Consider the following 21985-nt stretch of genomic DNA (forward strand, 5'->3'; position numbering starts at 1 on the left):
TCGTTGGCAACTCCTTGAAAAACAAGGTTTTTTTATTTTTTGGGAATTTGGAGGCTCCTCCGGCTCATCTCAGGTGCAGCAGCCGGATCACTTTGCCCCCGTGGGGCACGCCCTTGAGGTCCTCCGCCCGCAGGATCCGCATGGTGATGACCAGTACAAGGTAGACGATCACGCCCACCAGGATGCCGCCGAAAACGGCGATGGCGTTGGCCTTGTAGGCGGAGAGGCTGCCCTCCAGGGCGCGGTCCAGGAAGCCGTAGGAGGCCCAGGCGGCGGCGCCCATGAGCAGCGAGGCCGCCAGGGGTTTGGCAAAGATCTGGAGGTAACGGGGCTTCTCCGGGGAGTACTTCCAGACGAAGAACAGGTTCAGCCCGGCGATGACCAGATAGCAGCACAGGGTGGAGATGGGGGCGCCGTGGATGTTGATGTCCGGGTTGCCCACCAGGATATAGTTCATGACCACCTTCACCACGCCGCCGATGACGACGGTGAGGATGGGCAGTTTCTCCTTGCCGTAGGTCTGCAAAATGGCGTTGGTCAGGATCATGATGCAGATGAAAATGAGGGCGATGCCCAGCAGCTGCAAGTGGGGACCGGCGGCCAGGGCGTCCTCCGGCTGGGCCGGCAGCACCAGGCGCATGATGGGCGTGGACAGCACGCACAATCCGATGCCCGCCGGCAGGGCCAGGATGGCGATGAGGCGGAACGCGGAGGAGATGATGCGGCCGGCGCCGCTGCGGTCCCCCCGGGCCAGGGCAGCCGCCGCGAAGGGGATCAGGCTCATGGTGACCGGATAGACGAAGGAGGCCACCATGTTGGGCATATCCATGGCCATGCTGTACTGGCCGTTGAGCAGTGCGGCGGCCTCCTCTCCCAGATGGAGCCCGCTCTGGAGCCTGCCCATGACGATCTTGGTGTCCACGATGTTGATGATGCTCATGGCGGAGTTGCTGAGGGTGATGGGAATGCCGATCACCAGGATCCGGCGGATAATGGCGCCGCTGGAGTCAGGCGTGTCCTGCGAGAGGGTGCGGTTGCGGTGCGTCAGCAGATACAGCGACAAAAACAGCAGGGAGATCACCGTGCCCGCGGTGACGCCCACGATGGCGCCCGCGGCTACGGACTCCTCCCCCAGGCCGATGCGCAGCACATACCAGGCCAGCGGCAGGCCCACGCCCAGCTTGCACAGAGCCTCCAGCACCTGGGAGACGGCGGTGGGCGCCATATTGCCCTGGCCCTGGGTGTAACCCCGCATACAGGCCAGCAGACACACGCAGAAAACGGCGGGCGCCAGGGCCTGCACCGCCTGAGCCGCCAGAGAGTTGTTGAGGAACACCGCCAGGTCCTGGGGCCGGGCCAGCATCAGCGCGGAGCCGATCAGACCCAGAGCGAAAAACAGCCAGATGGCCGTGCGGAAGATCTTGCGCTTCTGGTTCTCCCGGCCCTGGGCGTGAGCCTCGCTGGTGATCTTGGAGATGGCCAGGGGCAGACCCGCGGTGGAGAAGGTCAGCAGGAAGTTGTAGATCTTGTAAGCCGTGTCAAAGTAGGTCTTTCCCGCCCCGCCCAGGATGTTGTTGAGGGGGATCTTGTAGAAAAAGCCGATCACCTTGACGATGGCCACCGCCGCGGCCAGAATGGCGGCACCGCCCAGAAAGCTTTGCTTTTTGGATTGGTTGGACATGAAAAGAATACCTCGAATCCTTGAAAAAAATACGCGGGGAGCCCTGCCGGAGAGGCAAAGACCGGCCCCCCACAGAAATACCTATGGCGGGGCCGGACCCATTATAACCGGCTGAGGCAGCCCTTGACCAGGGCGGAGAAGTGGGGACCGGCCTCCGCGGCTGCGGCGAGCACCTCGTCGGAGCTGAGGGGCTGGTCCAGGACCCCGGCGGCCATGTTGGTGCACAGGGTGAAGCCCAGCACCTCCATGCCGCAGTGGGCGGCCGTGATGGCCTCCGGCACGGTGGACATGCCCACCGCGTCGGCGCCCAGAGCCCGGGCGGCCCGGACCTCGGCGGGGGTCTCGTACTGGGGGCCGGGGAAGAACATGTAGACGCCCTGCCGCAGGGGGATGGACAGTTCCGCCGCCGTCTGCCGGGCCACGGCCTGGAGGGCCGGGGTGTAGACGTGGCTCATGTCCGGGAACCGGGGGCCGAGTTCGTCCAGATTGGGGCCCCGCAGGGGGCTCATGCCGAAGAGCTTGATGTGGTCGGTGATGAGCATGATGTCGCCGGCGGAGAAGGCGGTGTTCACCGCCCCGGCGGCGTTGGTGACCACCAGGGTCTCCGCCCCCAGCAGCCGCAGCACCCGCACCGGATAGGTCACGTCCTCAAAGGACCAGCCCTCGTAGGTGTGGAGCCGGCCCTGCATGACGGCCACCTCCCGGCCCGCCAGACGGCCGAACACAAAGCGGCCCGCGTGGTCCGGGGCGGTGGAGCGCTTCATGTGGGGCACCTGGTCATAGGGGACGGCGATGGGATCCTCCACCGCCTCGCCCAGGGAGCCGAGGCCCGAGCCCAAAATCAGCAGCACCCGGGGGCGGAAGCCGCCCAGCCGGTCCGCCAGGGCCCGGGCGCTCTCCTGATACTGTTCATAGGTGTATTCCATGGCGGGGCCTCCTTACAGCTTCTCGCCGCACTGGCGGCAGAACTGGTCGCCCTCCCGGGCCTCGCTGCCGCAGACGGGGCACTCCCCCGCGGCGGCGTGCTGGCGGCCGATCTCGGCCTCCAGAGCGGCGATCCGCTCCTTCAGACCGTCGATCTCCTGGAGCTTTGCCAGCAGGGCCTCGGACTCGGTGGGGCTGCCGGTGTGGGTGGCGTAGATCATCTCCCCCACCTCCCGCAGCTGGAGGTTCACCTCCGCCCGCAGGTCCACCAGGCGGATGTTCAGCTTGGCCACGGACAGCAGCTCCCCGGCCTTCTTCCCCACGCCGTAGGCGGCGTCCACCGCCGCGTCGCTGACCTGGACGGCGGTGCGCTGGACGCTGTCCAGCAGGTCCTGTACTTTCTCGTTCATGAAAAATCCTCCATTTCCGCCGCTGTGCGCGGCCAGATCCAAGGGACGGCGGGGTCAGTGGTTGTCGTAGGTGCTGCCGCCGATGAACTCCCGGGCCAGGGACTCCGGCGCCACGTATGCCTCGTCCATGGGCTCGATCTTCCGGAAGGCGGCCAGCATGGCGTCGGCCTCCGGGAATTTGCCGGCGGGCAGGGCCTCCAGCAGGGGCGTGACGATGGGCTTGAGGACGGAGAACTCAAAGGGCAGGCAGGAGTCGAACATGATGTCGGCGCTCTCCTTGTAGGGGGAGATGTACAGCCGCTCGCCCCGGTGGACATTGGGCCACATCTTCAATGTGAAGGCGGCGTCGCTGCCCCGGAACAGGTGGTCCCGGACGATCCGCCGGCACAGCCGCAGCCATGCGTGCTGAAACACCACGGTGCCGTCCTCGTCCACCAGGTTGCTGCGGGCGGCGATGTAGAGCTTGAAGGCGTGGGGGTTCTTGCCCACGATGATGTCGTTGAGGGCGTGAATGCCCTCGAAGATGGCCAGCTCGTCAGAGCCCAGCCGCAGGGGCTGGGAGAGGATGTCGGAGCGCATCTGCCGGGCAAACTCATACTTGGGCACGTGGATGGTCTCCCCCCGGTCCAGCATGGAGAAGTGCCGGTTCAAAAGGTCCACGTCCAGGCAGAAGGGAGACTCGTAGTCGATCTGCCCCTCCCGGTTCCGGGGCGCGGTGTCCGGGTCGATGGTCTTGAAGTAATTGTCCATGGAGATGGTGTGGGTCTGGATCCCCATGCGCTCCAGGACCTCCTCAATCTTCAGCGCGGTGGTGGTCTTGCCGGAGCCGGAGGGGCCGGAGAGCAAAATCACGTGGGACTCACTCCGGTGGTCGGCGATGCGCTTGGCGGCGTTTTCCACCTTCTGGGCGAAGATGGCGTCGCATTCCTCGGCGTAGCCCTTGGGATCGCTGCGGACAGCGTCGTTGAGTGCTTTCAGGGAATAGGACATGGACAGCGCGCTCCTTTCACAGCTGGTCGTAGAAGGCGGCAAAGGCCTCCAGGTTGGCGAGGGCCTTTTCCGGCCGCTCCGTATACTCCTTGGGATATTTCAGGTTGAACACCCGCTGGATGCGGTTGGTGCCGGGCACCACCATTTTCGTGGAGCCCCCGGCGCCGAAGGACAAGATGGAGCACAGCTCCGACATGATATACACGTTGTACCAGCACACGCCGCCGGGGCGGGTCCAGCCGATGTTCTCAAAGCTGCCGGACATGTACTTCTGCCGGTAGAGGTAGTAGGGCCCGTAGCCCGCGCCCCGGAGGGCGCCCTCTGCGAAGTCCAGCATGGCGGCCACCGCTTCGGCCTCCGGCACCGCCAGGCCCTCCGTCAGAATGCGGCTGCCCTTTTTCAGCGCCAGGGTGTGGACGGTGATGTTGTCGGTGCCGAAGTCCAGGCACCGCTCCAGGGACCGGCGGAAGCCCGCCTCCGTGTCCTCGGGCAGTCCCGCGATCAGGTCCATGTTCACATGGGGGAAGCCGTATTTGGCCACCAGGGCCATGGTGGTCTCGATCTCGGCGGCGCTGTGGCGGCGGCCGATGGCGCGCAGCACGTGGTCCTCCATGGTCTGGGGGTTCACGGACACCCGGGTGACGCCGTGGCGCTTCAATACCTCCAGCTTCTCGGCGGTGATGGTGTCGGGGCGGCCGGCCTCCACGGTGATCTCGCTGCACCAGCGGGTGTCGAAGGCGGTCTCAAAGGCCGTCAGCACCCGGTCCATCTGCTCCGCGGTCAGGGTGGTGGGGGTGCCGCCGCCCATGTAGAAGGCCCGGACCCGCAGGTCCTGCTCCCGGGCCATGGCGCCGCCGGCGCGGATTTCATCCACCAGGGCGTCCACATAGGGCGGCACCAGGGAAAAACTCTTTTCCACCGACTGGCTCACGAAGGAGCAGTAGGCGCAGCGGGTGGGACAGAAGGGGATGCCCACGTACACGGCGATGTCCCGCTCCCCCAGCCCCGCCGCGGCCTGAGCCGCCACGGCGCCGGTCTCCACCGCCAGGGCCGCCCGCTCCGGCGTGACGAAATACTCGCTCTCCAGGAACGCCTGGGCCTCCCGGGGCGTCTTTCCCTGCTCCAGGGCCCAGGTGACGGGCTTGTCGGGCCGGACGCCGGTCAGCATCCCCCAGGGCAGATCAGGCAGCCCCATCTCCCGCCGGGCCAGGTAGAAGCAGGCGCCCACGGCGTGGCGCCGCTGGCCCTCCCGGTCGAAGTCCGTGCCGGAGAGGGGGGCGCCGTAGGTGTAGACGCCGCTTTGACCGTGGAAAAAGAGATCGGTGGTCACCACCAGGTAGTCCCCCGCCTCGTCGCAGGTGATTTTTGCCCAGGCGCCGTCGCCGGGGGCGATGGGCTCGTAGACGGGCAGCTCACCGGGAAAGAGGTTCATGAGGCTCTGCTCCACCACGTAGCGCTCGTCGTGGCCGTGAAATTCCAGCTTCATGGGCGGTCCCCCGCCAGGGCCTGGAGCATAAAGGGATTGCTCCGCCGCTCCCGGTCCAGAGTGGAGGACTCCATGTGCCCGGGATACACCGCCGGGTTCCCGCCCAGGGCGCCCAGCCGCGCCAGAGAGCGGAGGATCTTCCGGGAGGAGCCGCCGGGGAAGTCCGTCCGGCCGCAGGAGCCGGCGAAGAGGGTGTCCCCGCAGAAGAGGACCTCGCCGCAGCGCAGGGTCACGGACCCCTCGGAGTGGCCGGGGGTGGCCAGGACCTCCACCGTCAGGCCGCCCACGGAGAGGGCGTCCCCCTCGTCGTAGTCCGCGGCCTTGGGCACAGGCGGGAACAGCTGGGCCATGTAGGGATCGCCGTCATAGCGGTCCCGGCGGTTGAGATAGACGGGGATCTCCGGCCAGAGCTGCCGCAGCTCCGCCACGGCGCCGGTGTGGTCGTAGTGGCCGTGGGTCAGGAGAATGGAACAGGGGGTGCAGCCGGTCTCCTTCACGGCAGCGGCCACCGCCTCCGCGTCCCCGCCGGGATCGATAACGGCGCAGACCTTGGCCGCTTCGTCGCAGAGAATGTAGCAGTTGGTGCCGATGGGGCCCACGCAAAGCGTTTTGATCTTCATGGTATCACCTCACGGTCAGTCCTGCCCGAGGGCGTCGGACAGGTCGGAAAAGCCGGGGAAATCGGTCCCCTTCTGCCGGTATACAGTCTCGAACGCGGCGCGGACCGCCTCGGAGGAGTTTACCTCCCGCTGCCGCAGCACCGGTCCCTCCGGACCGGGATAGCCGCACTCCAGCAGATACCGGCCCTCCGGGGTCGCGGTACACTGGAGGAACCCCGCCTCCCGGGGGTCGTTGGGATCCATCCGCTCCAGGGCCACGTAGCTGTCCCGGTCCGGGCGCAGCCGGTCCAGGCCCCGCAGCAGGTCCGGCCAGTCAAAGTCGGCGGCGGGCATCCCGTCCACCGTCAGCGTCCAGTACCAGTTCAGGCCCGCGGGCCGGGCGGGTGGATTCTTTTTGTGGAAAAACAGCATGGGCAAGCACCTCCCGCTCCGTCAGCGCTGATCGGTGTCAAAGAGGATGGTCACAGGGCCGTCGTTGCAGGAGTCCACCTGCATGTCGGCGCCGAATTCCCCATGCTGCACCTCGAAGCCCCGCTGGCGGCAGCAGGTCATGAAGTGCTCATAGAGGGGGATGGCCAGGTCCGGCTTGGCGGCGCCGGAGAAGCCGGGCCGGCGGGAGGAGGTGTCAGCGTAGAGGGTGAACTGGCTTACCACCAGCAGCGCCCCGCCCGCCTGCTCCAGGCTCAAATTCATCTTGCCGTTCTCATCCTCAAAGACCCGCAGGTTGCAGATCTTCTCGGCCAGTTTCCGGGCGGTCTCCTCGCTGTCCTGGGGACCCACCCCCAGCAGCACCAGGAAGCCCCGGCCGATCCGGCCGGAGACCTCTCCGCCGATGGTCACGGATGCCCGGGACACCCGGGTCACAACTGCGCGCATGGGCGGCACTCCTTTCAAAGGTAAAGTAGCAAAGCCCCTCTAAAAAAAGCGGAAGGGGGCCAGCGAAAAAGAGGAAAAGGCCTAGGAAAAAAGAAAAGGTCTGGGGAAAAAGAGGTAAGGGTCCAGGGAAAACCCAAGGTTTTCCCAGTTGATTTGCCGCAGGCAAATCAACCATTTCCAATCATTTTCGGCAGGACACCCTCCAGAGGGGCCTCTCTTGCCCCTGCGGGGCAATTCACCTTCTGTGTCTGGCGAAAATTCCCCGACCTGTGCGCCCTTGGGGCGCACACACCAGTGAGCGGCACCGGGGCCTCCGCCAAAGTCGCAAAGCGGCTTTGGCGGGGAGAGGAAGAACAAGCGGAGCGGGGTGAGGCCTCGCTTCCAGCGGGGCCGGGAATCGCAATGCCGCAACGGTGCCAGCCTGCTCCCCCTCGAGGGTTATCCCGCGGGCCGGTTCACCTTCAGCACGCCGGAGATCTGGTTGAGCTTGTTCATGACCGTCAGCAGCTGGGCGTTGTCCCGAATCTTGATCTCCAGGTGGATCATGGCGAAGTTGTCCTCGGTGCTGCGGGAGTTGAGCGCCGTGACGCTGGTGTTGGTGGTGGACAGGGCTGCGGAGATGTCCAGCAGCAGGTTCCGGCGGTCCTTGCAGATGACCTCCAGAGAGGTGGGATAGCTGTCCAGGGTGTCGGCACCCCAGGAGACCTTGATCCACCGGCCCTCCTGGCCGGGGGCGGAGCGCCGCTCCGGCGAGGCGTTGGGGCAGTCGCACCGGTGGACGGACACGCCGTAGCCCCGGGTGATGAAGCCGATGATCTCGTCGCCGGGGACCGGGGTGCAGCACTTGGAGAACTTGACCAGGCAGTTGTCCAGGCCCTCCACCACGATGCCCTGCTCGCTCTTGACCCGCTTGGGCACCGCGGGCCGGGTCTGGTCGGGCTTGCCCTCCAGGGCCACGGTGGCCTGCTTTTCCACCTGGTGCTGCTTGGCGATCCGCTGCAGCTCCCCGTGCATCCGGCTCACGGCCTTCTGAGCGGTAAAGCCGCCGTAGCCGATGGCGGCGTACATATCGTCCAGGGAGCCATAGGCCACCTTTTTCAAAAGGCCCGGCAGGTTCTCCGGATCCAGCACATCCTTCATGGGGATGCCGCAGTGCTTGAGCTCGGCCTCGAAGGCGGAGCGGCCGTTGGCGATGTTCTCCTCCTTCTTCTCCTTCTTGAACCACTGGCGGATCTTGCTGCGGGCCTCGCTGGACTTGGCGATCTTCATCCAGTCCCGGCTGGGGCCCTTGGCGGACTTGGAGGTCATGATCTCCACGATGTCGCCGTTTTTGAGCACATGGTCAAAGGTGACGATGCGGCCGTTGACCTTGGCGCCCACCATGTGGTTGCCCACGGCGGAGTGGATGGCGTAGGCGAAGTCGATGGGGGTGGCGCCGGCGGGCAGGTTCTGCACGTCGCCGTTGGGGGTGAACACGAACACCTCGTCGGCAAACATATCCACCTTCAGAGAGTGGATATAGTCCTCGGCGTCCGCGCCCTCCTGGTTTTCCAGCAGGCGGCGGACCCACTCGTAGCGGCCCTCGGTGCCGGCGCCCTGGCCCCCCTGCTTGTATTTCCAGTGGGCGGCCACGCCGTACTCGGCGATCTCGTGCATCTCCCGGGTGCGGATCTGCACCTCGAAGGGGATGCCGTCGGTGCCCATGACGGTGGTGTGCAGGGACTGGTAGCCGTTGGGCTTGGGGGTGCCGATATAGTCCTTAAACCGGCCCAGGATGGGCTTGTAGATGTCGTGGATCACGCCCAGGACGTTGTAGCAGTCGCCCACGTTCTCCACGATCACCCGGAAGGCGAACAGGTCGAAGATCTCGTCCAGGGACTTGTTCTGGTTGAACATCTTGCGGTAGATGGAATAGGGGTGCTTCATGCGGCCGTAGACGATGTGTCCGATGCCCAGCTCCGTCAGCCGGTCGTCGATCTGGATCTGGGTGCGCTGCATGAAGGCCTCGTATTCCTGGTGCTTCGCATCCAGCTTGGAGACGATCTCCTGGTAGCCGATGGGGTCCAGGTATTTCAGCGACAGGTCCTCCAGCTCCCACTTGATCCGCTGCATGCCCAGCCGGTGGGAGATGGGGGCGTAGATCTCCATGGTCTCCAGGGACTTCTGCTTCTGCTTGGCGGGAGACTGATACTCCATGGTCCGCATGTTGTGGAGCCGGTCAGAGATCTTGATGAGGATCACCCGGATGTCCTTGCTCATGGCGATGAGCATTTTCCGCAGGTTCTCCATCTGCTCGTCTTCCTTGGTGGCGTACTGGATCCGGGTCAGTTTGCTGACGCCTTCCACCAGGTCGGCGATGGTGGGGGAAAAGAGCTTGCTGATCTGCTCGTGGGTGGCGGCGGTGTCCTCGATGACATCGTGGAGCAGGGCGGCCATAATGGACTCGGAGTCCAGCTTCAGCTCCTCCGCCACGATCTGGGCCACCGCCAGGGGGTGGATGATATAGGGCTCGCCGCTCTTGCGCTTCTGGCCCTCGTGGGCCTTTTCCGCAAATTCAAAGGCGGCGCGGATCTGGTCAAAGTCGGCGGCGGGATTGTAGCCCCGCACGGTCTTTTCCAGGTTTTCGTACTGTTCCTGAATGGTCATCAGCGGTCACCTCTCGATTCCCCGGCAGCTGGCCGCAGCCGGGAGAGATAGGGGCAGGCGAACAGGTCCACCTTCCCCTGGGTGGGGATCAGACAAAGCTGTATCCGGTCCCCCTCCCGGTTCAGGGAGATCAGCCCCCGCTCGTGGAACACGGCCAGGGCCAGGGCGGAGCGGAGAAAGCTCTCACAGCCGCCGGAGAGCACCGACAGCCGCCGCAGGAAGGGCAGGGTGTTCTCCTCCGCCTTTCCGTGGCGCAGCTGCCGCTCCAGAGCGGTCCAGCAGGCGGCGAACTGGCCCCGGGAGGCCCGGAGCCGGGCCATCTCCTGGGCGGAGAGGTCCCTGCCCGCCACCAGGCGGTCGATCAGCTCCAGATCCGCCGCCTCGTGGCGGCTGGGGGTCAGGGAGGGGCGCAGGTCGATCAGCTGCAATTGCAGCGTGGTGGCGCCCCGGAAGGTATTGGCCTGGAGGTAGAAGGCGGCGTCCACCCGCATCCCGGCGATGACGCCGCACTCCTGCTCCGTCATGGAGAAGAAGATGGCGTCGAACCGGGCGGAGCCCTTGGACAGGCGCAGCTTCAGATGCTTGCCCTGGCCCACGCTCTGGATGGCGTCCACCGTGGCGCCCAGCAGGGCGAACACGGGACGGGGGTTGCCGGCGCCGTAGGGCTCCAGCTGGTCCAGCTGCTCCACCTCCGGCAGCGTCACGGCGCCGGGGACGGTGATGGCGGCGTCCACGTCCAGGGCGGCCACCGGCCGCTCCCCGCCGGAGACGGAGCGGACATAGCGGTTCATACGGGTACGGAAGGCGTCGATGTTGCCCTCCTGGATGGTGAAGCCCGCGGCCAGCTCGTGGCCGCCGAAGCCCTCCAGCAGATCGGAGCAGGCCTCCAGGGCGGCAAAGAGGTTAAACCCGCCGTAGGAGCGGCAGGAGCCCTTGCCGGTGCCGTCCCGCAGGTGGATCATGAAGCTGGGGCAGGCGTATTTCTCGCTGAGGCGGGAGGCCACGATCCCCACCACCCCCTGGTGCCAGCGCTCGCTGGAGAGCACCAGGGCGCTGCGCTCGTCGCCGGGCAGGCGGGCGATCTTCTCCACGGCGTCGGCGCAGATGGCCTGTTCCACCATCTGCCGCTCCCGGTTGAGCTGGCACAGCTGCCGGGCCAGGGCCTCCGCCCGGGCGGGGTCGTCGGTCTCCAGCAGGTCGGCGGCCAGATCCGCCGCGCCCATGCGGCCGGCGGCGTTGATCCGGGGCGAGAGCACGAAGCCGATCTGGATGGAGGAGATGGGCTTGCCGGCCAGGCCCGCCTCCCGCAGCAGGGCGTGAATGCCCACAAAGTCCGTGTGGGGCAGGGCCTCCAGCCCGCAGGAGACGATGGTCCGGTTCTCCCCCTCCATGCGCATCACGTCGGCGATGGTGCCGATGGCGGCCAGGGTGCAGTACCGGGCGAAGAGAGCCTCCTCCCGGCTGCGCCCCCCCAGGGCCAGCACCAGCTTCAGCGCCACGCCCACGCCGGCCAGGTGCTTGAAGGGATAGGGGCAGTCCGGCCGGTGGGGGTCCACCACCGCCGCGGCGGCGGGCAGCTCGGACTTGCACTCGTGGTGGTCCGTCACCACCACGTCCATGCCCAACGAGGCGGCGAAGGCCACCTCCTCGTTGCCGGTGATGCCGCAGTCCACGGTGATCATCAGCGTGGCCCCCTGGTTGCGCAGGGACTGGATGGCGTCGCGGCTGAGGCCGTAGCCATCCTCCACCCGGCGGGGGATATAGCGCAGGCACCGGGCGCCGCAGCGGCGCAGGTAGTCCATCAGCAGCACCGTGGAGGTGATGCCGTCCACGTCGTAGTCGCCGAACACGGCGATGGTCTCCCCCTGGTTGAGGGCCCGCTGGATCCGGTCCACGGCCTTGCCCATGTCCCGCATCAGCATGGGGGACAGGGACAGGCTCCGCTCCCGCTCCAGGGCCTCGGCGGCGTCCTCCGCCGTCACCACGCCCCGGGCTGCCAGCACGGTGGAGAGCAGATAGGGGTATCCGGCGGCGCGCAGCCGCTCCACATCCCGCTCCGCCGGGGCGCCGATGTTCCACTTTTTGAATTTCATGGGCGCCCTCCTCCCTTCTGCGGCCGGACAGCCATAATAAGCCATAATAACTAAACTATTATAGCAGGGCCGGGGGAAAAGGTAAAGAAAAATTCTCCTTCTTTCAGGGCGGAGCGGCCTTTGCGGCGGGATTCGACGGGGATAATTTGACGCGAAAGGGGAATTCTGGTACAATAGCCGCTGTGTATCGGCCTCTGCGGCGCCGTCTATGACGGATTTTGCCCCGAACGGGCCGAAAACACCCCTGAAAAAAGACATGAAACGGACGATAAAGGAGCAAGTGAAACAGATATGAAACGACAGTTGAAACGCCTGTGTTCCTGTGCCCTGCTGTGCGCCCTGCTGCTGACGGTGCTGCCCGCCCCCGCGGCGGCCGCCTCCACCGGCTTTTCCGATGTGCCCGCCTCCCACTGGGCGGCGGAGGAGATTCGCCGGGCGGTGGATCTGGGGCTGTTCCAGGGGGAGAGCTCCGGCCGCTTCGGCCTGGGTAAGCCCATGACCCGCGCCGCCTTTGTGGTGGTGCTGTGCCGCTTCTTCGAGTGGGAGATCGTCAAGCCCCAGACGGGCTCCTACACCGACAACCAGGATCCCTCGGCCTGGTACTACGGCGCCGTGGAGACCGCCTACGCCCACGGGGCCATCACCGGCCAGACGGATACCTTCCGCCCCAATGACGCCGTCACCCGGGAGGAGATCGCCGTCATGCTGATCCGTGCCCTGGGGTACAGTTCCCTGGCGGGGCTGTCCCAGGAGCAGGCCATGCCCTTCACGGACGTGCGGACCAACACCGGCTATATCGCCATGGCCTACACCCTGGGCCTGGTCAGCGGCACTTCCAAGACCGCCTTCTCCCCCGACAAGGCGGCCACCCGGGAGCAGGCGGCAGTGATGCTGATGCGGCTGTATGACAAGTGCCACGCCGACGCCCCCATCCGGAGCGGCATCCTGGCTCCCGGCGAGGACGAGGCCGTCCTGACCGGCTGCGCCGCGGCGGCGGTGGCTGCCTACAAGCTGATCTACGCCGGGGAGATCCGGCTGGTGGAGACCGCTCCGGCGGAGGAGGCCGCCGCCCTGCGGGCCCAGGCGGAAGAGGCCGGAGTCCAGCCGCTGCTGTATGTCTCCGGCACCGCCTCCTCAGTCCGGGGAGACGCAGACACCACCGCCGCGCTGCTGCGCCAGGCGGTGGACGCCGGGGATTACGCAGGGCTGTTCCTGGATGTGACGGGCCTGACCGGCACGGACAAAAAGGACTTCTCCGCTCTGGCCCGGGCCCTGGACGAGGCTATGGAGGGCAAGCTGCTGTACCTGACGGCGGAGGCGCCGGTCCAGGGCGGCAGGGCCAACGGCTATGACTACGCCGTTCTGGGGACCGCGGCGGATACGCTGGTGGTCCGGGTGGCGGCGGGCGAGGACAGCGCCGACGGCTTCCCCGTGGCGCCGCCGGAGCCCATGGAGGCGGTCTATTACGCCCTGACCCAGATCAAGAGCCTGGTGGACCCCGGCAAGCTGAGCCTGATGCTGACCACCACCGGCACCTCCTGGCTCCAGAAGCGACTGGAGGGGACGCTGACCGCGGCCCAGATCCAGACTCTGCGCAAGTCCATTTTCACGGAGACGTACTATTCCGGCCGGTACGCCTGCTCCTACCTGACGGACGCCTCCGCCTCCGCGGAGCGGGTGGTGTGGTACCTGGACCAGGAGTCCGTGGCCCAGCGGGTCCTGATGGCGGCCTTTTTCGGCGTGGGCCAGGTGTGTTTGAGCGATCTGCGCTCCGTGGCCGATTACGAGGGCTACTCCGTTCTGGAGGCCTTGTCCTGAGAGAAAAAAGAACCGCTCCCGGTATACGGGAGCGGTTCTTTTTTCTGAAAAATACCTCCAGTGAGGCGGACGGATTTACAGATACTTCTGCATGCCGTCGGTGGCGGAGGAGATGTCGGCGCTGATGGTGACGGTGAACTTGATGTTGTTGCGCTCGCCGAACACATCCAGCCAGTGGAGGAAGTCCTCGGTCTCCTTCCCCACGTCCTGCCCGATGGTCTTGCACAGATTGTCGATAAACACGTGAGAGATGTCGTAGTTGCCAGCGTACAGGCCGCTGATAAAGCCGCGGAACAGATCGTAGTTGTTCAGCTTATATTCCTGCGCGTCGATCAGGCGGATGTGGTAGTGGATGTCATAGGTCATATTGCGGTTGGCCTCGATGCAAACCACGTTGCCGGGTTCATCCTTCGCCGCGTTGTTGATCAGTTCAATGAGCTGCTTGGTCTTGCCGGAGCCCTTCACGCCCATAATCAATCTGACCATATCAAATCACTCCTGTCAATTAGAATTGCCGGGGAAAAACGGTTGGCTGTTATGTTCAGCATAGCATAAGATCCGGTAAAATACAATGGAAAAACTGAAAGAAAAACTTTGTTCAGATTATCCATTGACGGTATTTCTGGAAATTCCTGCCGAAGATTCCGCTTCGCGGAAAAAGCGGCGCCCTTGGGCGCCGCTTGTCTTTACCGGGATCCGCCGCATTGGCTCAGGCGCTCAGCAGCGCCATGCGCAGCATCCGCAGCAGCATCTGGCCAAAGGTGATCCGGGGGACCGCCTCCCCGGCCACCAGGGGCAGCTGGGCGATGGTCTCCTCCCCGCAGGTGACGGTCATGGTGCCCAGGGGATCGCCCTCGGCCACCGGGGCCTCCACCGACTCCGCCAGCTCTACGGTCTGGGTCAGGCTGCCCGCCTGGGCCTTTTCCACCAGCAGCCGGTCCCCTGCTCCCAGCACCGGCTGGACGGTGGCCTGGGTCCCCAGGGACACCGGCACCGGCGCCAGGGGCGTCTGGGGCGCCGCGGAGGCCAGGGCGTAGGTGGCGAAGCCGTAGTTCAGCAGCGCCTGGGCGTCCTCGAAGCGCTGGGCGGAGGTGGAGCCCTTCATGATGACGGCGATCAGCTCCATGCCGTCCCGCTCCGCCGTGGCGGACAGGCAGTACAGCGCGCTGTCGGTGGAGCCGGTCTTGAGGCCCGTGGCCCCCTCGTAGAAGCGGATCAGGCGGTTGGTGTTCACCAGGGAGGACGCCCCGTCCCGGAGGGTGTCCATCCAGATGGTGGTGTACTGGCGGATGTCCGGGTGGTTGAGGATCAGCTCCCGGCTCATCAGGGCGATGTCGTGGGCGGAGGTGACGTGGCCCTCGGCGGGCAGGCCCGTGGCGTTTTTGAACACGGTGTCCGCCATGCCCAGCTCCGCCGCCCGCTGGGTCATCCGGTCCACAAAGGCCTCCTCGCTGCCGGCCACGGCCTCCGCCAGGGCCACGGCGCAGTCGTTGGCGGAGACCACGCACACCGCCTTGAGCATATCGGACACGCTCATCTGCTCGTTCTCCTCCAGCCAGATCTGGCTGCCGCCCATGGAGCAGGCGTGGGCGGAGGCGGTGACCATGTCGTCGTAATGAAGGGTCCCGGCGTCAATGGCCTCCATGGTCAGCAGCAGCGTCATCACCTTGGTGACGCTGGCGGGTTCCAGCTTGGCATGTTCGTCCTTGGCGAAGAGGACGGTGCCGGTCTCCTTCTCCATCAGCAGCGCCGAGGGCGCCTCCACCTCCAGAGCCCCGGCGCTGGTGGCCAGCACCGCCACCGCCCACAGCAGCGCGATCAATCGTTTCATGGTGATCCCCCTTTGCAGCGTTGCTATACTGTATGTCTCCGGGGGGACATTCATGCCGGGGCGGCAATTTTTCGGTTGCATTTTACAAAGGGGTGTGGTATCATACACTAGACCCGCGGCTGTAGTTCATCGGTAGAACGGCAGCTTCCCAAGCTGCATAGGTGGGTTCGACTCCCATCAGCCGCTCCAGAAAAAGGACACGACATCCGTCGTGTCCTTTTTTTCAACCCTGCCGCCCGGAGGCTGCGCCGGCTCTGACGGCCCGCCGAAGAGAAGCAGCTATGCGGAACCTGTCAAAGTGCACAAAAAATAAGAAAGAACAAAACGGTGATATATTGACAACGGACAAGTGGACGGCCTATACTGGAGATGCAAAGAAGTGCTGAGACAGACACAATGGCCGGCTGCGGGCCGGTGCGCGGAAGGCGGTGCGAGACATGAGAGACAAGGCCAGACTGGAGGCGCTGTGGCTCCAGATCCTGTTCGGGCTGCTCCTGCTGGGCACAGCAAATGTTGTGTATTTCCGGATATACCATGAAGTGATGTGGATTTTGTACGACGTTGTGCTGTTCTGCGTGGTGCGGGTGCTGATCCGGATGGCGCAGAATCATGTGTATCAAAAGAAGGGCTTCGGACGGCCCTACGACGGGATCCGGGAATTTCTCATTTGACGGCAGGGACGCCGGTCTTGCCGGCGTGTGAGAGCGGATCCGCCTCAAGCATAAGAGAGCCAGGGCGCGCCTTGCGGCGCGCCCTGGCTGTTTTTCAGATGGTTACTTGCGGTACTGCTCCATCCGCCAGACAATGGCGGACAGCTGACCCCGGGTCAGGGTGTTGCCGGGCTTGTAGGTGCTGGTGCCGTTGTTGAAGTAGCCCTCCACGATGCCGGCGGCGTTCAGTGCCCGCACAGCGGGATCAGTGGTATCGGTAAAGGGCTGGACGCTGGTGAGGTTGGTGGTGTTGAGCTTCATGGCGCCGGTGGCGATCTGGGCCACCTGGAGCCGGGTGATGGGCTTGGTCAGATCCACGTCGCTGCGGGTGATGATGCCCTCGGCCCGGGCCTTGGCCAGATAGCCGCTGAACACGTTGGCGTTCACCGGCGCCTGCTCGGGATACCCGGCGGCCAGCATGATCAGCTTCAGCGCCGCGCCGTAGGTGACGGTGCTGTCGGGCTTGAAGGAGCCGTCGGCATAGCCGTCGATGACATTGGCGTCGCTGAGCTCCACCACATACTTGTAGCACCAGGTGGAGGAGGACACGTCCTTGAAGGTTCTGGGATTATTGAGGACGCCCAGGGAGAACAGGCCCACGGCAAAGGCGGTGCCGCTGCTGTTGTAAGCCACATAGGGGATCTCCACAGAGCCGGTGAAGGTGCTGGCGGGCACAAAGCGCAGCTGGTTCATCCGCTGGGTACCGGTGGAGTAGCCATAGAGGGTGTCGGTGGTGGCCCGGGTGGCCGTGCCGGTCCCCACATACACCGTGCCCTGGGAGGCGGCGGGCAGGCTCAGCAGCTGAATACTGCTGAGAGAGACGCCGGTGGCCGTGGACACTGCGCTGTACATGGAGCTGGCGGGGAAGGTCACGGAGCTGTTGCGCTGGGTCACGCCGTAGACCTCCGATACGGTGCTGGGGTTCACGCTGATCAGGATGGTGCCGGAGACGGAGCGGGCGTTGCTGCCGTAAGCGGTGAAGGGGATGGCGGCGCAGTAGTTGTAGCCGCTGGTGACGTACGTCAGCTCCGTCAGGGCGAACTGGGCCGTGGAGGAGGGGCTGAAATACAGGACCTGGCTGTTGTAGTTGGAGGAGGTCAGCTGCAAGGGGCTGGCGGTGCCGTACTTGCTGGCGCCGTAGTAATTGTAGTACAGGCTGCCGGTGGTGGGGACGCCGCCCAGAACCACATATTGCAGGGTGTAGCCGGGATAGCTCTTGTTGAAATACCGGGCGATGTCGTAGGCGTTGATCTGGACCTTGGAGTTGTAGGTGGCGGCGTAGCGGATGTCGCCGGAGAGGTTGGCCTTGACCACCTCTTTGGGCTTGATGACCAGGGTGCCGTCCACATAGTACTGGGAGTTGTAAGAGGCCCGGAAGGGGATCTGGATCTCCTCGTCAAAGTCGCCGTCCGCCACCAGGGTCAGGCTGTCCAGCCGGTAGAGGCTGGAGTTGACATTGCCGTAGTAGAAGGTGTAGCTGCTGATATTGGAGCGGCTCAGAATGGTCTGGCCCCAGCTGCCGTACAGGTAGTAGAGGGTGACGTCGTTGAAGGCGCTGGTGGCAGGCAGGCCAAAGGTCACATACTGCAGGGAGTAGTTGGGATAGCTCTTGCGGAAGAAGGAGCTGAAATCATCCTGATCCAGCTTCAGCTGCCCGCCGGGAGCCAGTTCCTTGACAATCGTGCCGCCGGAGGCGCTGTTGCTGACCTTCAGCGTCACGGAGCCGGTGACTGTGCCATTGCTGCCGTAGGCTGTATAGGACAGCGTCACAGAGCTCTCCCAGGCATAGCTGGGGGCAGTCAGCGCCAGATCCGCCAGGGCATAGTTGCCGTAGCCGGAGTTTGCCACGTAGAACCGATAGCTGGTCAGTTCATTCCAGCTGAGGGTGCGGTTGCCCAGGGAGACGGTTCCGGTAAAAGAGGAATAGGAATTGGAGTTGATACCGAATTCCACATACCAGACGGTGCCCAGACCGTTGGAAAAATCGTTGACATTAAAGTACTTCAGACCGCCGGGCGCCACCGTGTAGGTAAAGGTGTTTCCGCTGCTGCTGGAGACAGAATAGAGCGCATAGAAGTTGAAGCCGCTGCTGGTGATCCGGATGCTGGAGGGGGTCACCAGCGGCTGGTTGGTATAGATGTAGTCGCTGGTATAAGTCTGGGTCCAGCCCCGGAAGGTATAGGTCCTGCCGCCGGAGACGACCGTCAGGGGGATCGAGGGCGTGGTGGGATAGCCGCCCAGAGAGACTGTCTGGGAGGAGGTCCCGGAGAGCGTGTAGAAGTTCACAGGCACCCGGGTGCCCATGCTCACGCCGCAGTTATCACAGAAGCCGTCGCCGTTGTTGTCGGTGTGGCTCAAGGCGGGGATGGTTTCCGTATAGGTCCCGCCGCACACGGAGCAGACATAATTGCGCTGGCCGCTCGTCGTACAGGTGGGGTTGATCACAACGGTGCCGCTGCCGTTGGGGGTGTGCTTCTGCGTTTCCGAAATGCCGCAGAGGGTGCAGGACCGGGCGTGATATGTGTTGTCCTTATATGTATAGGAGGTAAACGTGTGGGTCAGTCTGGCAAGAGGACGCTCGTTCCGATAGCCGCAGACCGTACAGACCTGGACCTCCAGACCGTCCTGAGAACAGGTCGCCGCCCGCTCCGTTGTCCATGCCCCATAGGTGTGAGGCTGGTAATCCTTTTGGAAGCAGGTCGTGCAGGCGCGGGAATGGGATCCGGGGCCGTCTGCGACCCAGGAATCCAGATAGGTATGCTGGTGTCCCGGCTGTCCCGTCTCATCCGCCGCGGCCAGGGGCACTGTGCCCAGCATCAAAACCAGGGCCAGCAGCATGGCCGGCAGCCGTTTGTGGAAAAATCTCTTCATGATACTTCCCTCCATCGATCACGCGTAAGTGGCGTTATGGAAACCAAAAACTCTCTCCTTGTAACATATCGAAAAGCCCTCTGTAAATCATGAACAAACTATGAACAAATTATGAACACATGGCTTTTCCAGAGGAAAACTTTTTCCGGATGCGCTTCCGGTCGGTTGATGAGAAAAAATCTGAATATTTCAGCGGAATTCCATACGTTTTTCTTTACAAACGCCGGAGGTTCCTGTATAATACTATGGCTAATGAAAATCTATCGGATGGAGAAATCGCCATGGCCTTGATCGAATACGACGAGTACAAGCAGAAACTGCGGGACCTGGGGCCGGAGCTGGACAAGCTCTCCGCCGCCCTGGACATGGACGGCGCCCAGGCGGAGGCCGCCAAGCTGGAGGACGAGACCGCCCAGGACGGCTTCTGGAACGACCTGGAGCGGTCCCAGAAGGTGCAGCAGCGGCTCAAGCAGCTGCAAAACAAGATCGCCCGGCACAAAAAGCTCATGGCCGAGTGGGAGGATCTGACCGCTCTGTGCGAGATGGGCCAGGAGGCCGAGGACGAGGAGCTGCTGGCCGAGCTGAAGGAGGGCTATGCCGCCCTGGAGGAGAAGGTGGAGGAGACCCGCCTGACTACCCTGCTCTCCGGCGAGTACGACGCCAACAGCGTCATTCTGACCTTCCATGCCGGCGCCGGCGGCACCGAGGCCCAGGACTGGGCCCAGATGCTCTACCGGATGTACACCCGCTGGGCCGAGCGCCACGACTTCGAGTGGAAGACCCTGGACTATGAGGAGGGCGACGAGGCCGGCATCAAGTCCGCCACCATCTCCATCGAAGGTGAGAATGCCTACGGCTTCTTGAAGAGCGAGAACGGCGTCCACCGGCTGGTCCGGGTGTCCCCCTTCGACGCCAACGCCCGCCGCCAGACCTCCTTCGCCGCGGTGGAGGTCATGCCGGAGATCGAGGACGACAACTCCGTGGAGATCCGGCCGGAGGACATCGAGATGCAGGTCTACCGGGCCAGCGGCGCCGGCGGCCAGCACGTCAACAAGACCTCCTCCGCCGTCCGCCTGATCCACAAGCCCACCGGCGTGGTGGTGGCCAGCCAGCAGGAGCGCAGCCAGGTCCAGAACCGGGAGAACTGCATGAAGATGCTGCGGGCAAAGCTGATGGAGCTCAAGGCTCAGCAGCACGCGGAGAAGATCTCCGATATCAAGGGTGTTCAGATGAAGATCGAGTGGGGCAGCCAGATCCGCTCCTATGTATTCATGCCCTACCAAATGGTCAAGGACACCCGCACCGGCTACGAGACCGGCAACATTGACAATGTGATGGACGGCGACCTGGATGGGTTCATCAATGCCTATCTGACCCAGCTGGCCACCGGCGAACTGAAGAAGTAAACGATTCACAAAAAGGCGTGGCCAGGAGCCACGTCCTTTTTGCGGAAAAAACAAGGCGCTTTTGTTATTCATAGAGAGACAAGAAAGGATGAACGAGAGAATGGAACGGAGACCCTCCGCCCCCCGTGAAAACAAAATGGGTGTCCAGCCCGTAGGCAAGCTGCTGGCCGGCATGGCGATCCCCATGATGATCTCCATGCTGGTACAGGCCTTTTACAACATCGTGGACAGCATCTTCGTGGCCCAGCTCAGCGAGGATGCCCTCAACGCGGTGTCTCTGGCCTTCCCCCTGCAGAACCTGATGATCGCCTTCGGCGCGGGCACCGCCGTGGGCATCAACGCCCTGCTGTCCCGGTCCCTGGGCGAGAAGAACCAGGCCATGGCGGACCGGGCCGCAAACACCGGCATTTTCCTGTCCCTGTGCAGCTTCGTGGTCTTTGCCCTGATCGGCATTTTCCTCTCCCGGCCCTTCTTTGAGGTCCAGGCCGCCGGCGAGCCGGTCATTGTGGAGTACGGCACCCAGTACGCCACTATCTGCCTGGGGCTGTCCATCGGCATTTTCAGCCAGTTCTGCTTTGAGCGGCTGCTGCAGTCCACCGGCCGGACCACCCTGGCCATGGTCACCCAGCTCACCGGTGCCATCATCAACATCATCATGGACCCCATCCTGATCTTCGGCCTGCTGGGCGCGCCCCGGATGGAGGTGGCCGGCGCCGCCGCCGCCACGGTCATGGGCCAGATCATTGCCGCGGCCCTGGCGGTGTTCATGAACTTCCGGTTCAACCCCGACGTCAACATCCGCCTGCGGGAGATCCGCTGGAACGGCAAGGTGGCCGGTGAGATCTACCGGGTGGGCCTGCCCTCCATCGTCATGCAGTCCATCGGTTCGGTGATGGTGTTCGGCATGAACAAGATCCTCTTCTCCTTCACCAAGACCGCCACTGCTGTGTTCGGCGCCTACTTCAAGCTCCAGAGCTTCGTGTTCATGCCGGTGTTCGGCCTGAACAACGGCATGGTGCCCATCGTGGCCTACAACTTCGGCGCCGCCCGCATGGACCGGGTGAAGCGGACCGTGAAGCTGGCGGTCTGCGCCGCCGTCTGCATCATGGCCTTTGGCCTGGCCGTGTTCCAGCTGTTCCCGGAGACGCTGCTGGGCTTCTTCGACGCCTCGGAGGAGATGCTCCGCATCGGCTCCGTGGCCCTGCGGATCATCAGCATCTCCTTCCTGCTGGCGGGCTTCTGCATCATCGCCGGCTCCGTGTGCCAGGCCATCGGCAACCCCTTTTACAGCCTGATCGTGGCCGTGGCCCGTCAGCTGGTGGTGCTGCTGCCGGTGGCGTGGCTGCTGTCCCAGACGGGCCGGCTGGAGCTGGTGTGGGTGGCCTTCCCGGTGGCGGAGCTGATGTCCCTGACCCTCAGCGCCGTGTTCCTGCGGCGCACCATCCGCTCGGCGGAGGCCCGGGTGGGCGCCGTCCAGGCGGAGCAGCTGCCTCCTCAGGAGGCCTGAGACGAACGGAAACAAAGCGGAGGCAGCTGCCTCCGCTTTGTTTTTTGCCTCTGTGCTGAATAGGGGGTGAAGAACATACAGGCGATTTGCGCGGGCATAAAATCATCCTGACGCGG

Annotated in this window: 17 protein-coding genes and 1 tRNA gene; 5 read left to right on the forward strand and 13 right to left on the reverse strand. The window is 64.3% G+C overall.

Annotated elements, in window-relative coordinates; genetic code table 11:
- Positions 1 to 64: 64 nt before the first annotated feature.
- The 10 genes from ACVDHE_RS06135 to recJ form a co-directional block, all read right to left on the reverse strand.
- Positions 65 to 1681, reverse strand: a complete 1617-nt coding sequence (locus ACVDHE_RS06135) for a putative polysaccharide biosynthesis protein (RefSeq protein WP_458885954.1) — start codon at positions 1679 to 1681, stop codon at positions 65 to 67.
- 101 nt (positions 1682 to 1782) lie between these two features.
- Positions 1783 to 2607, reverse strand: coding sequence for a purine-nucleoside phosphorylase (locus ACVDHE_RS06140; protein WP_458885955.1), 825 nt, complete (start codon positions 2605 to 2607; stop codon positions 1783 to 1785).
- Between the two features lie 12 nt (positions 2608 to 2619).
- Complete coding sequence (locus tag ACVDHE_RS06145) at positions 2620 to 3015, reverse strand: zinc ribbon domain-containing protein (RefSeq protein WP_458885956.1); 396 nt, start codon at positions 3013 to 3015, stop codon at positions 2620 to 2622.
- 54 nt (positions 3016 to 3069) lie between these two features.
- Positions 3070 to 4005, reverse strand: coding sequence for a uridine kinase family protein (locus tag ACVDHE_RS06150; protein WP_458885957.1), 936 nt, complete (start codon positions 4003 to 4005; stop codon positions 3070 to 3072).
- Positions 4006 to 4021: 16 nt separating this feature from the next.
- A complete protein-coding gene (gene hemZ / locus ACVDHE_RS06155) occupies positions 4022 to 5491 on the reverse strand; it encodes a coproporphyrinogen dehydrogenase HemZ (RefSeq protein ID WP_458885958.1) in 1470 nt (489 codons plus the stop codon).
- Complete coding sequence (locus ACVDHE_RS06160; protein ID WP_458885959.1) at positions 5488 to 6111, reverse strand: MBL fold metallo-hydrolase; 624 nt, start codon at positions 6109 to 6111, stop codon at positions 5488 to 5490. The genes hemZ and ACVDHE_RS06160 overlap by 4 nt, the downstream gene beginning before the upstream one ends.
- Before the next feature lie 15 nt (positions 6112 to 6126).
- Positions 6127 to 6522, reverse strand: a complete 396-nt coding sequence (locus ACVDHE_RS06165; RefSeq protein ID WP_325226600.1) for a hypothetical protein — start codon at positions 6520 to 6522, stop codon at positions 6127 to 6129.
- 21 nt (positions 6523 to 6543) lie between these two features.
- Positions 6544 to 6987 carry a D-aminoacyl-tRNA deacylase gene (gene dtd, locus ACVDHE_RS06170; RefSeq protein ID WP_325226598.1) on the reverse strand — a complete coding sequence of 148 codons (444 nt, stop codon included), beginning with the start codon at positions 6985 to 6987 and terminating at the stop codon, positions 6544 to 6546.
- 438 nt (positions 6988 to 7425) lie between these two features.
- Positions 7426 to 9633, reverse strand: a complete 2208-nt coding sequence (locus tag ACVDHE_RS06175) for a RelA/SpoT family protein (protein WP_458885960.1) — start codon at positions 9631 to 9633, stop codon at positions 7426 to 7428.
- Positions 9633 to 11726 (reverse strand): single-stranded-DNA-specific exonuclease RecJ, encoded by a 2094-nt coding sequence (gene recJ / locus ACVDHE_RS06180; protein ID WP_458885961.1) that lies wholly within the window; start codon positions 11724 to 11726, stop codon positions 9633 to 9635. Before recJ ends, ACVDHE_RS06175 begins: the two co-directional genes overlap by 1 nt.
- A gap of 291 nt (positions 11727 to 12017) precedes the next feature.
- On the opposite strand from recJ, the gene ACVDHE_RS06185 reads away from it, so the two are divergent.
- Positions 12018 to 13544: an S-layer homology domain-containing protein gene (locus ACVDHE_RS06185; protein ID WP_458885962.1), complete on the forward strand. Its 1527-nt coding sequence runs from the start codon at positions 12018 to 12020 to the stop codon at positions 13542 to 13544.
- Between the two features lie 75 nt (positions 13545 to 13619).
- Here the strand turns inward: ACVDHE_RS06185 and ACVDHE_RS06190 are convergent, their stop codons facing one another.
- Positions 13620 to 14030 (reverse strand): hypothetical protein, encoded by a 411-nt coding sequence (locus ACVDHE_RS06190; protein ID WP_213037304.1) that lies wholly within the window; start codon positions 14028 to 14030, stop codon positions 13620 to 13622.
- Between the two features lie 223 nt (positions 14031 to 14253).
- A complete protein-coding gene (locus ACVDHE_RS06195) occupies positions 14254 to 15375 on the reverse strand; it encodes a D-alanyl-D-alanine carboxypeptidase family protein (protein WP_458885963.1) in 1122 nt (373 codons plus the stop codon).
- 115 nt (positions 15376 to 15490) lie between these two features.
- On the opposite strand from ACVDHE_RS06195, the gene ACVDHE_RS06200 reads away from it, so the two are divergent.
- Positions 15491 to 15564 (forward strand) — tRNA-Gly (locus ACVDHE_RS06200).
- Between the two features lie 248 nt (positions 15565 to 15812).
- A complete protein-coding gene (locus ACVDHE_RS06205) occupies positions 15813 to 16046 on the forward strand; it encodes a hypothetical protein (protein ID WP_213037306.1) in 234 nt (77 codons plus the stop codon).
- 102 nt (positions 16047 to 16148) lie between these two features.
- Here the strand turns inward: ACVDHE_RS06205 and ACVDHE_RS06210 are convergent, their stop codons facing one another.
- Positions 16149 to 18956: an S-layer homology domain-containing protein gene (locus tag ACVDHE_RS06210; RefSeq protein WP_458885964.1), complete on the reverse strand. Its 2808-nt coding sequence runs from the start codon at positions 18954 to 18956 to the stop codon at positions 16149 to 16151.
- Positions 18957 to 19243: 287 nt separating this feature from the next.
- Here ACVDHE_RS06210 and prfB point away from each other — a divergent pair, with 287 nt between their 5' ends.
- Positions 19244 to 20362, forward strand: coding sequence for a peptide chain release factor 2 (gene prfB / locus ACVDHE_RS06215; protein WP_458886159.1), 1119 nt, complete (start codon positions 19244 to 19246; stop codon positions 20360 to 20362).
- A 100-nt stretch (positions 20363 to 20462) separates the two neighbouring features.
- On the forward strand, positions 20463 to 21869 hold the full coding sequence (locus ACVDHE_RS06220) for an MATE family efflux transporter (RefSeq protein WP_325224567.1): 1407 nt from the start codon (positions 20463 to 20465) through the stop codon (positions 21867 to 21869).
- Positions 21870 to 21985 lie beyond the last annotated feature (116 nt).

This window comes from Dysosmobacter sp. Phy (genome assembly GCF_054476235.1).

Excerpts from the sequence above, each read along its gene's own strand:
- ACVDHE_RS06145 (WP_458885956.1), bottom strand. The coding sequence starts at position 3,015 with ATGAACGAGAAAGTACAGGACCTGCTGGACAGCGTCCAGCGCACCGCC.
- ACVDHE_RS06160 (WP_458885959.1), bottom strand. The coding sequence starts at position 6,111 with ATGAAGATCAAAACGCTTTGCGTGGGCCCCATCGGCACCAACTGCTAC.
- ACVDHE_RS06150 (WP_458885957.1), bottom strand. The coding sequence starts at position 4,005 with ATGTCCTATTCCCTGAAAGCACTCAACGACGCTGTCCGCAGCGATCCC.
- ACVDHE_RS06210 (WP_458885964.1), bottom strand. The coding sequence starts at position 18,956 with ATGAAGAGATTTTTCCACAAACGGCTGCCGGCCATGCTGCTGGCCCTG.
- ACVDHE_RS06185 (WP_458885962.1), top strand. The coding sequence starts at position 12,018 with ATGAAACGACAGTTGAAACGCCTGTGTTCCTGTGCCCTGCTGTGCGCC.
- ACVDHE_RS06220 (WP_325224567.1), top strand. The coding sequence starts at position 20,463 with ATGGAACGGAGACCCTCCGCCCCCCGTGAAAACAAAATGGGTGTCCAG.
- ACVDHE_RS06175 (WP_458885960.1), bottom strand. The coding sequence starts at position 9,633 with ATGACCATTCAGGAACAGTACGAAAACCTGGAAAAGACCGTGCGGGGC.
- dtd (WP_325226598.1), bottom strand. The coding sequence starts at position 6,987 with ATGCGCGCAGTTGTGACCCGGGTGTCCCGGGCATCCGTGACCATCGGC.
- ACVDHE_RS06205 (WP_213037306.1), top strand. The coding sequence starts at position 15,813 with ATGAGAGACAAGGCCAGACTGGAGGCGCTGTGGCTCCAGATCCTGTTC.
- ACVDHE_RS06165 (WP_325226600.1), bottom strand. The coding sequence starts at position 6,522 with ATGCTGTTTTTCCACAAAAAGAATCCACCCGCCCGGCCCGCGGGCCTG.
- ACVDHE_RS06135 (WP_458885954.1), bottom strand. The coding sequence starts at position 1,681 with ATGTCCAACCAATCCAAAAAGCAAAGCTTTCTGGGCGGTGCCGCCATT.
- recJ (WP_458885961.1), bottom strand. The coding sequence starts at position 11,726 with ATGAAATTCAAAAAGTGGAACATCGGCGCCCCGGCGGAGCGGGATGTG.
- ACVDHE_RS06140 (WP_458885955.1), bottom strand. The coding sequence starts at position 2,607 with ATGGAATACACCTATGAACAGTATCAGGAGAGCGCCCGGGCCCTGGCG.
- hemZ (WP_458885958.1), bottom strand. The coding sequence starts at position 5,491 with ATGAAGCTGGAATTTCACGGCCACGACGAGCGCTACGTGGTGGAGCAG.
- ACVDHE_RS06190 (WP_213037304.1), bottom strand. The coding sequence starts at position 14,030 with ATGGTCAGATTGATTATGGGCGTGAAGGGCTCCGGCAAGACCAAGCAG.
- ACVDHE_RS06195 (WP_458885963.1), bottom strand. The coding sequence starts at position 15,375 with ATGAAACGATTGATCGCGCTGCTGTGGGCGGTGGCGGTGCTGGCCACC.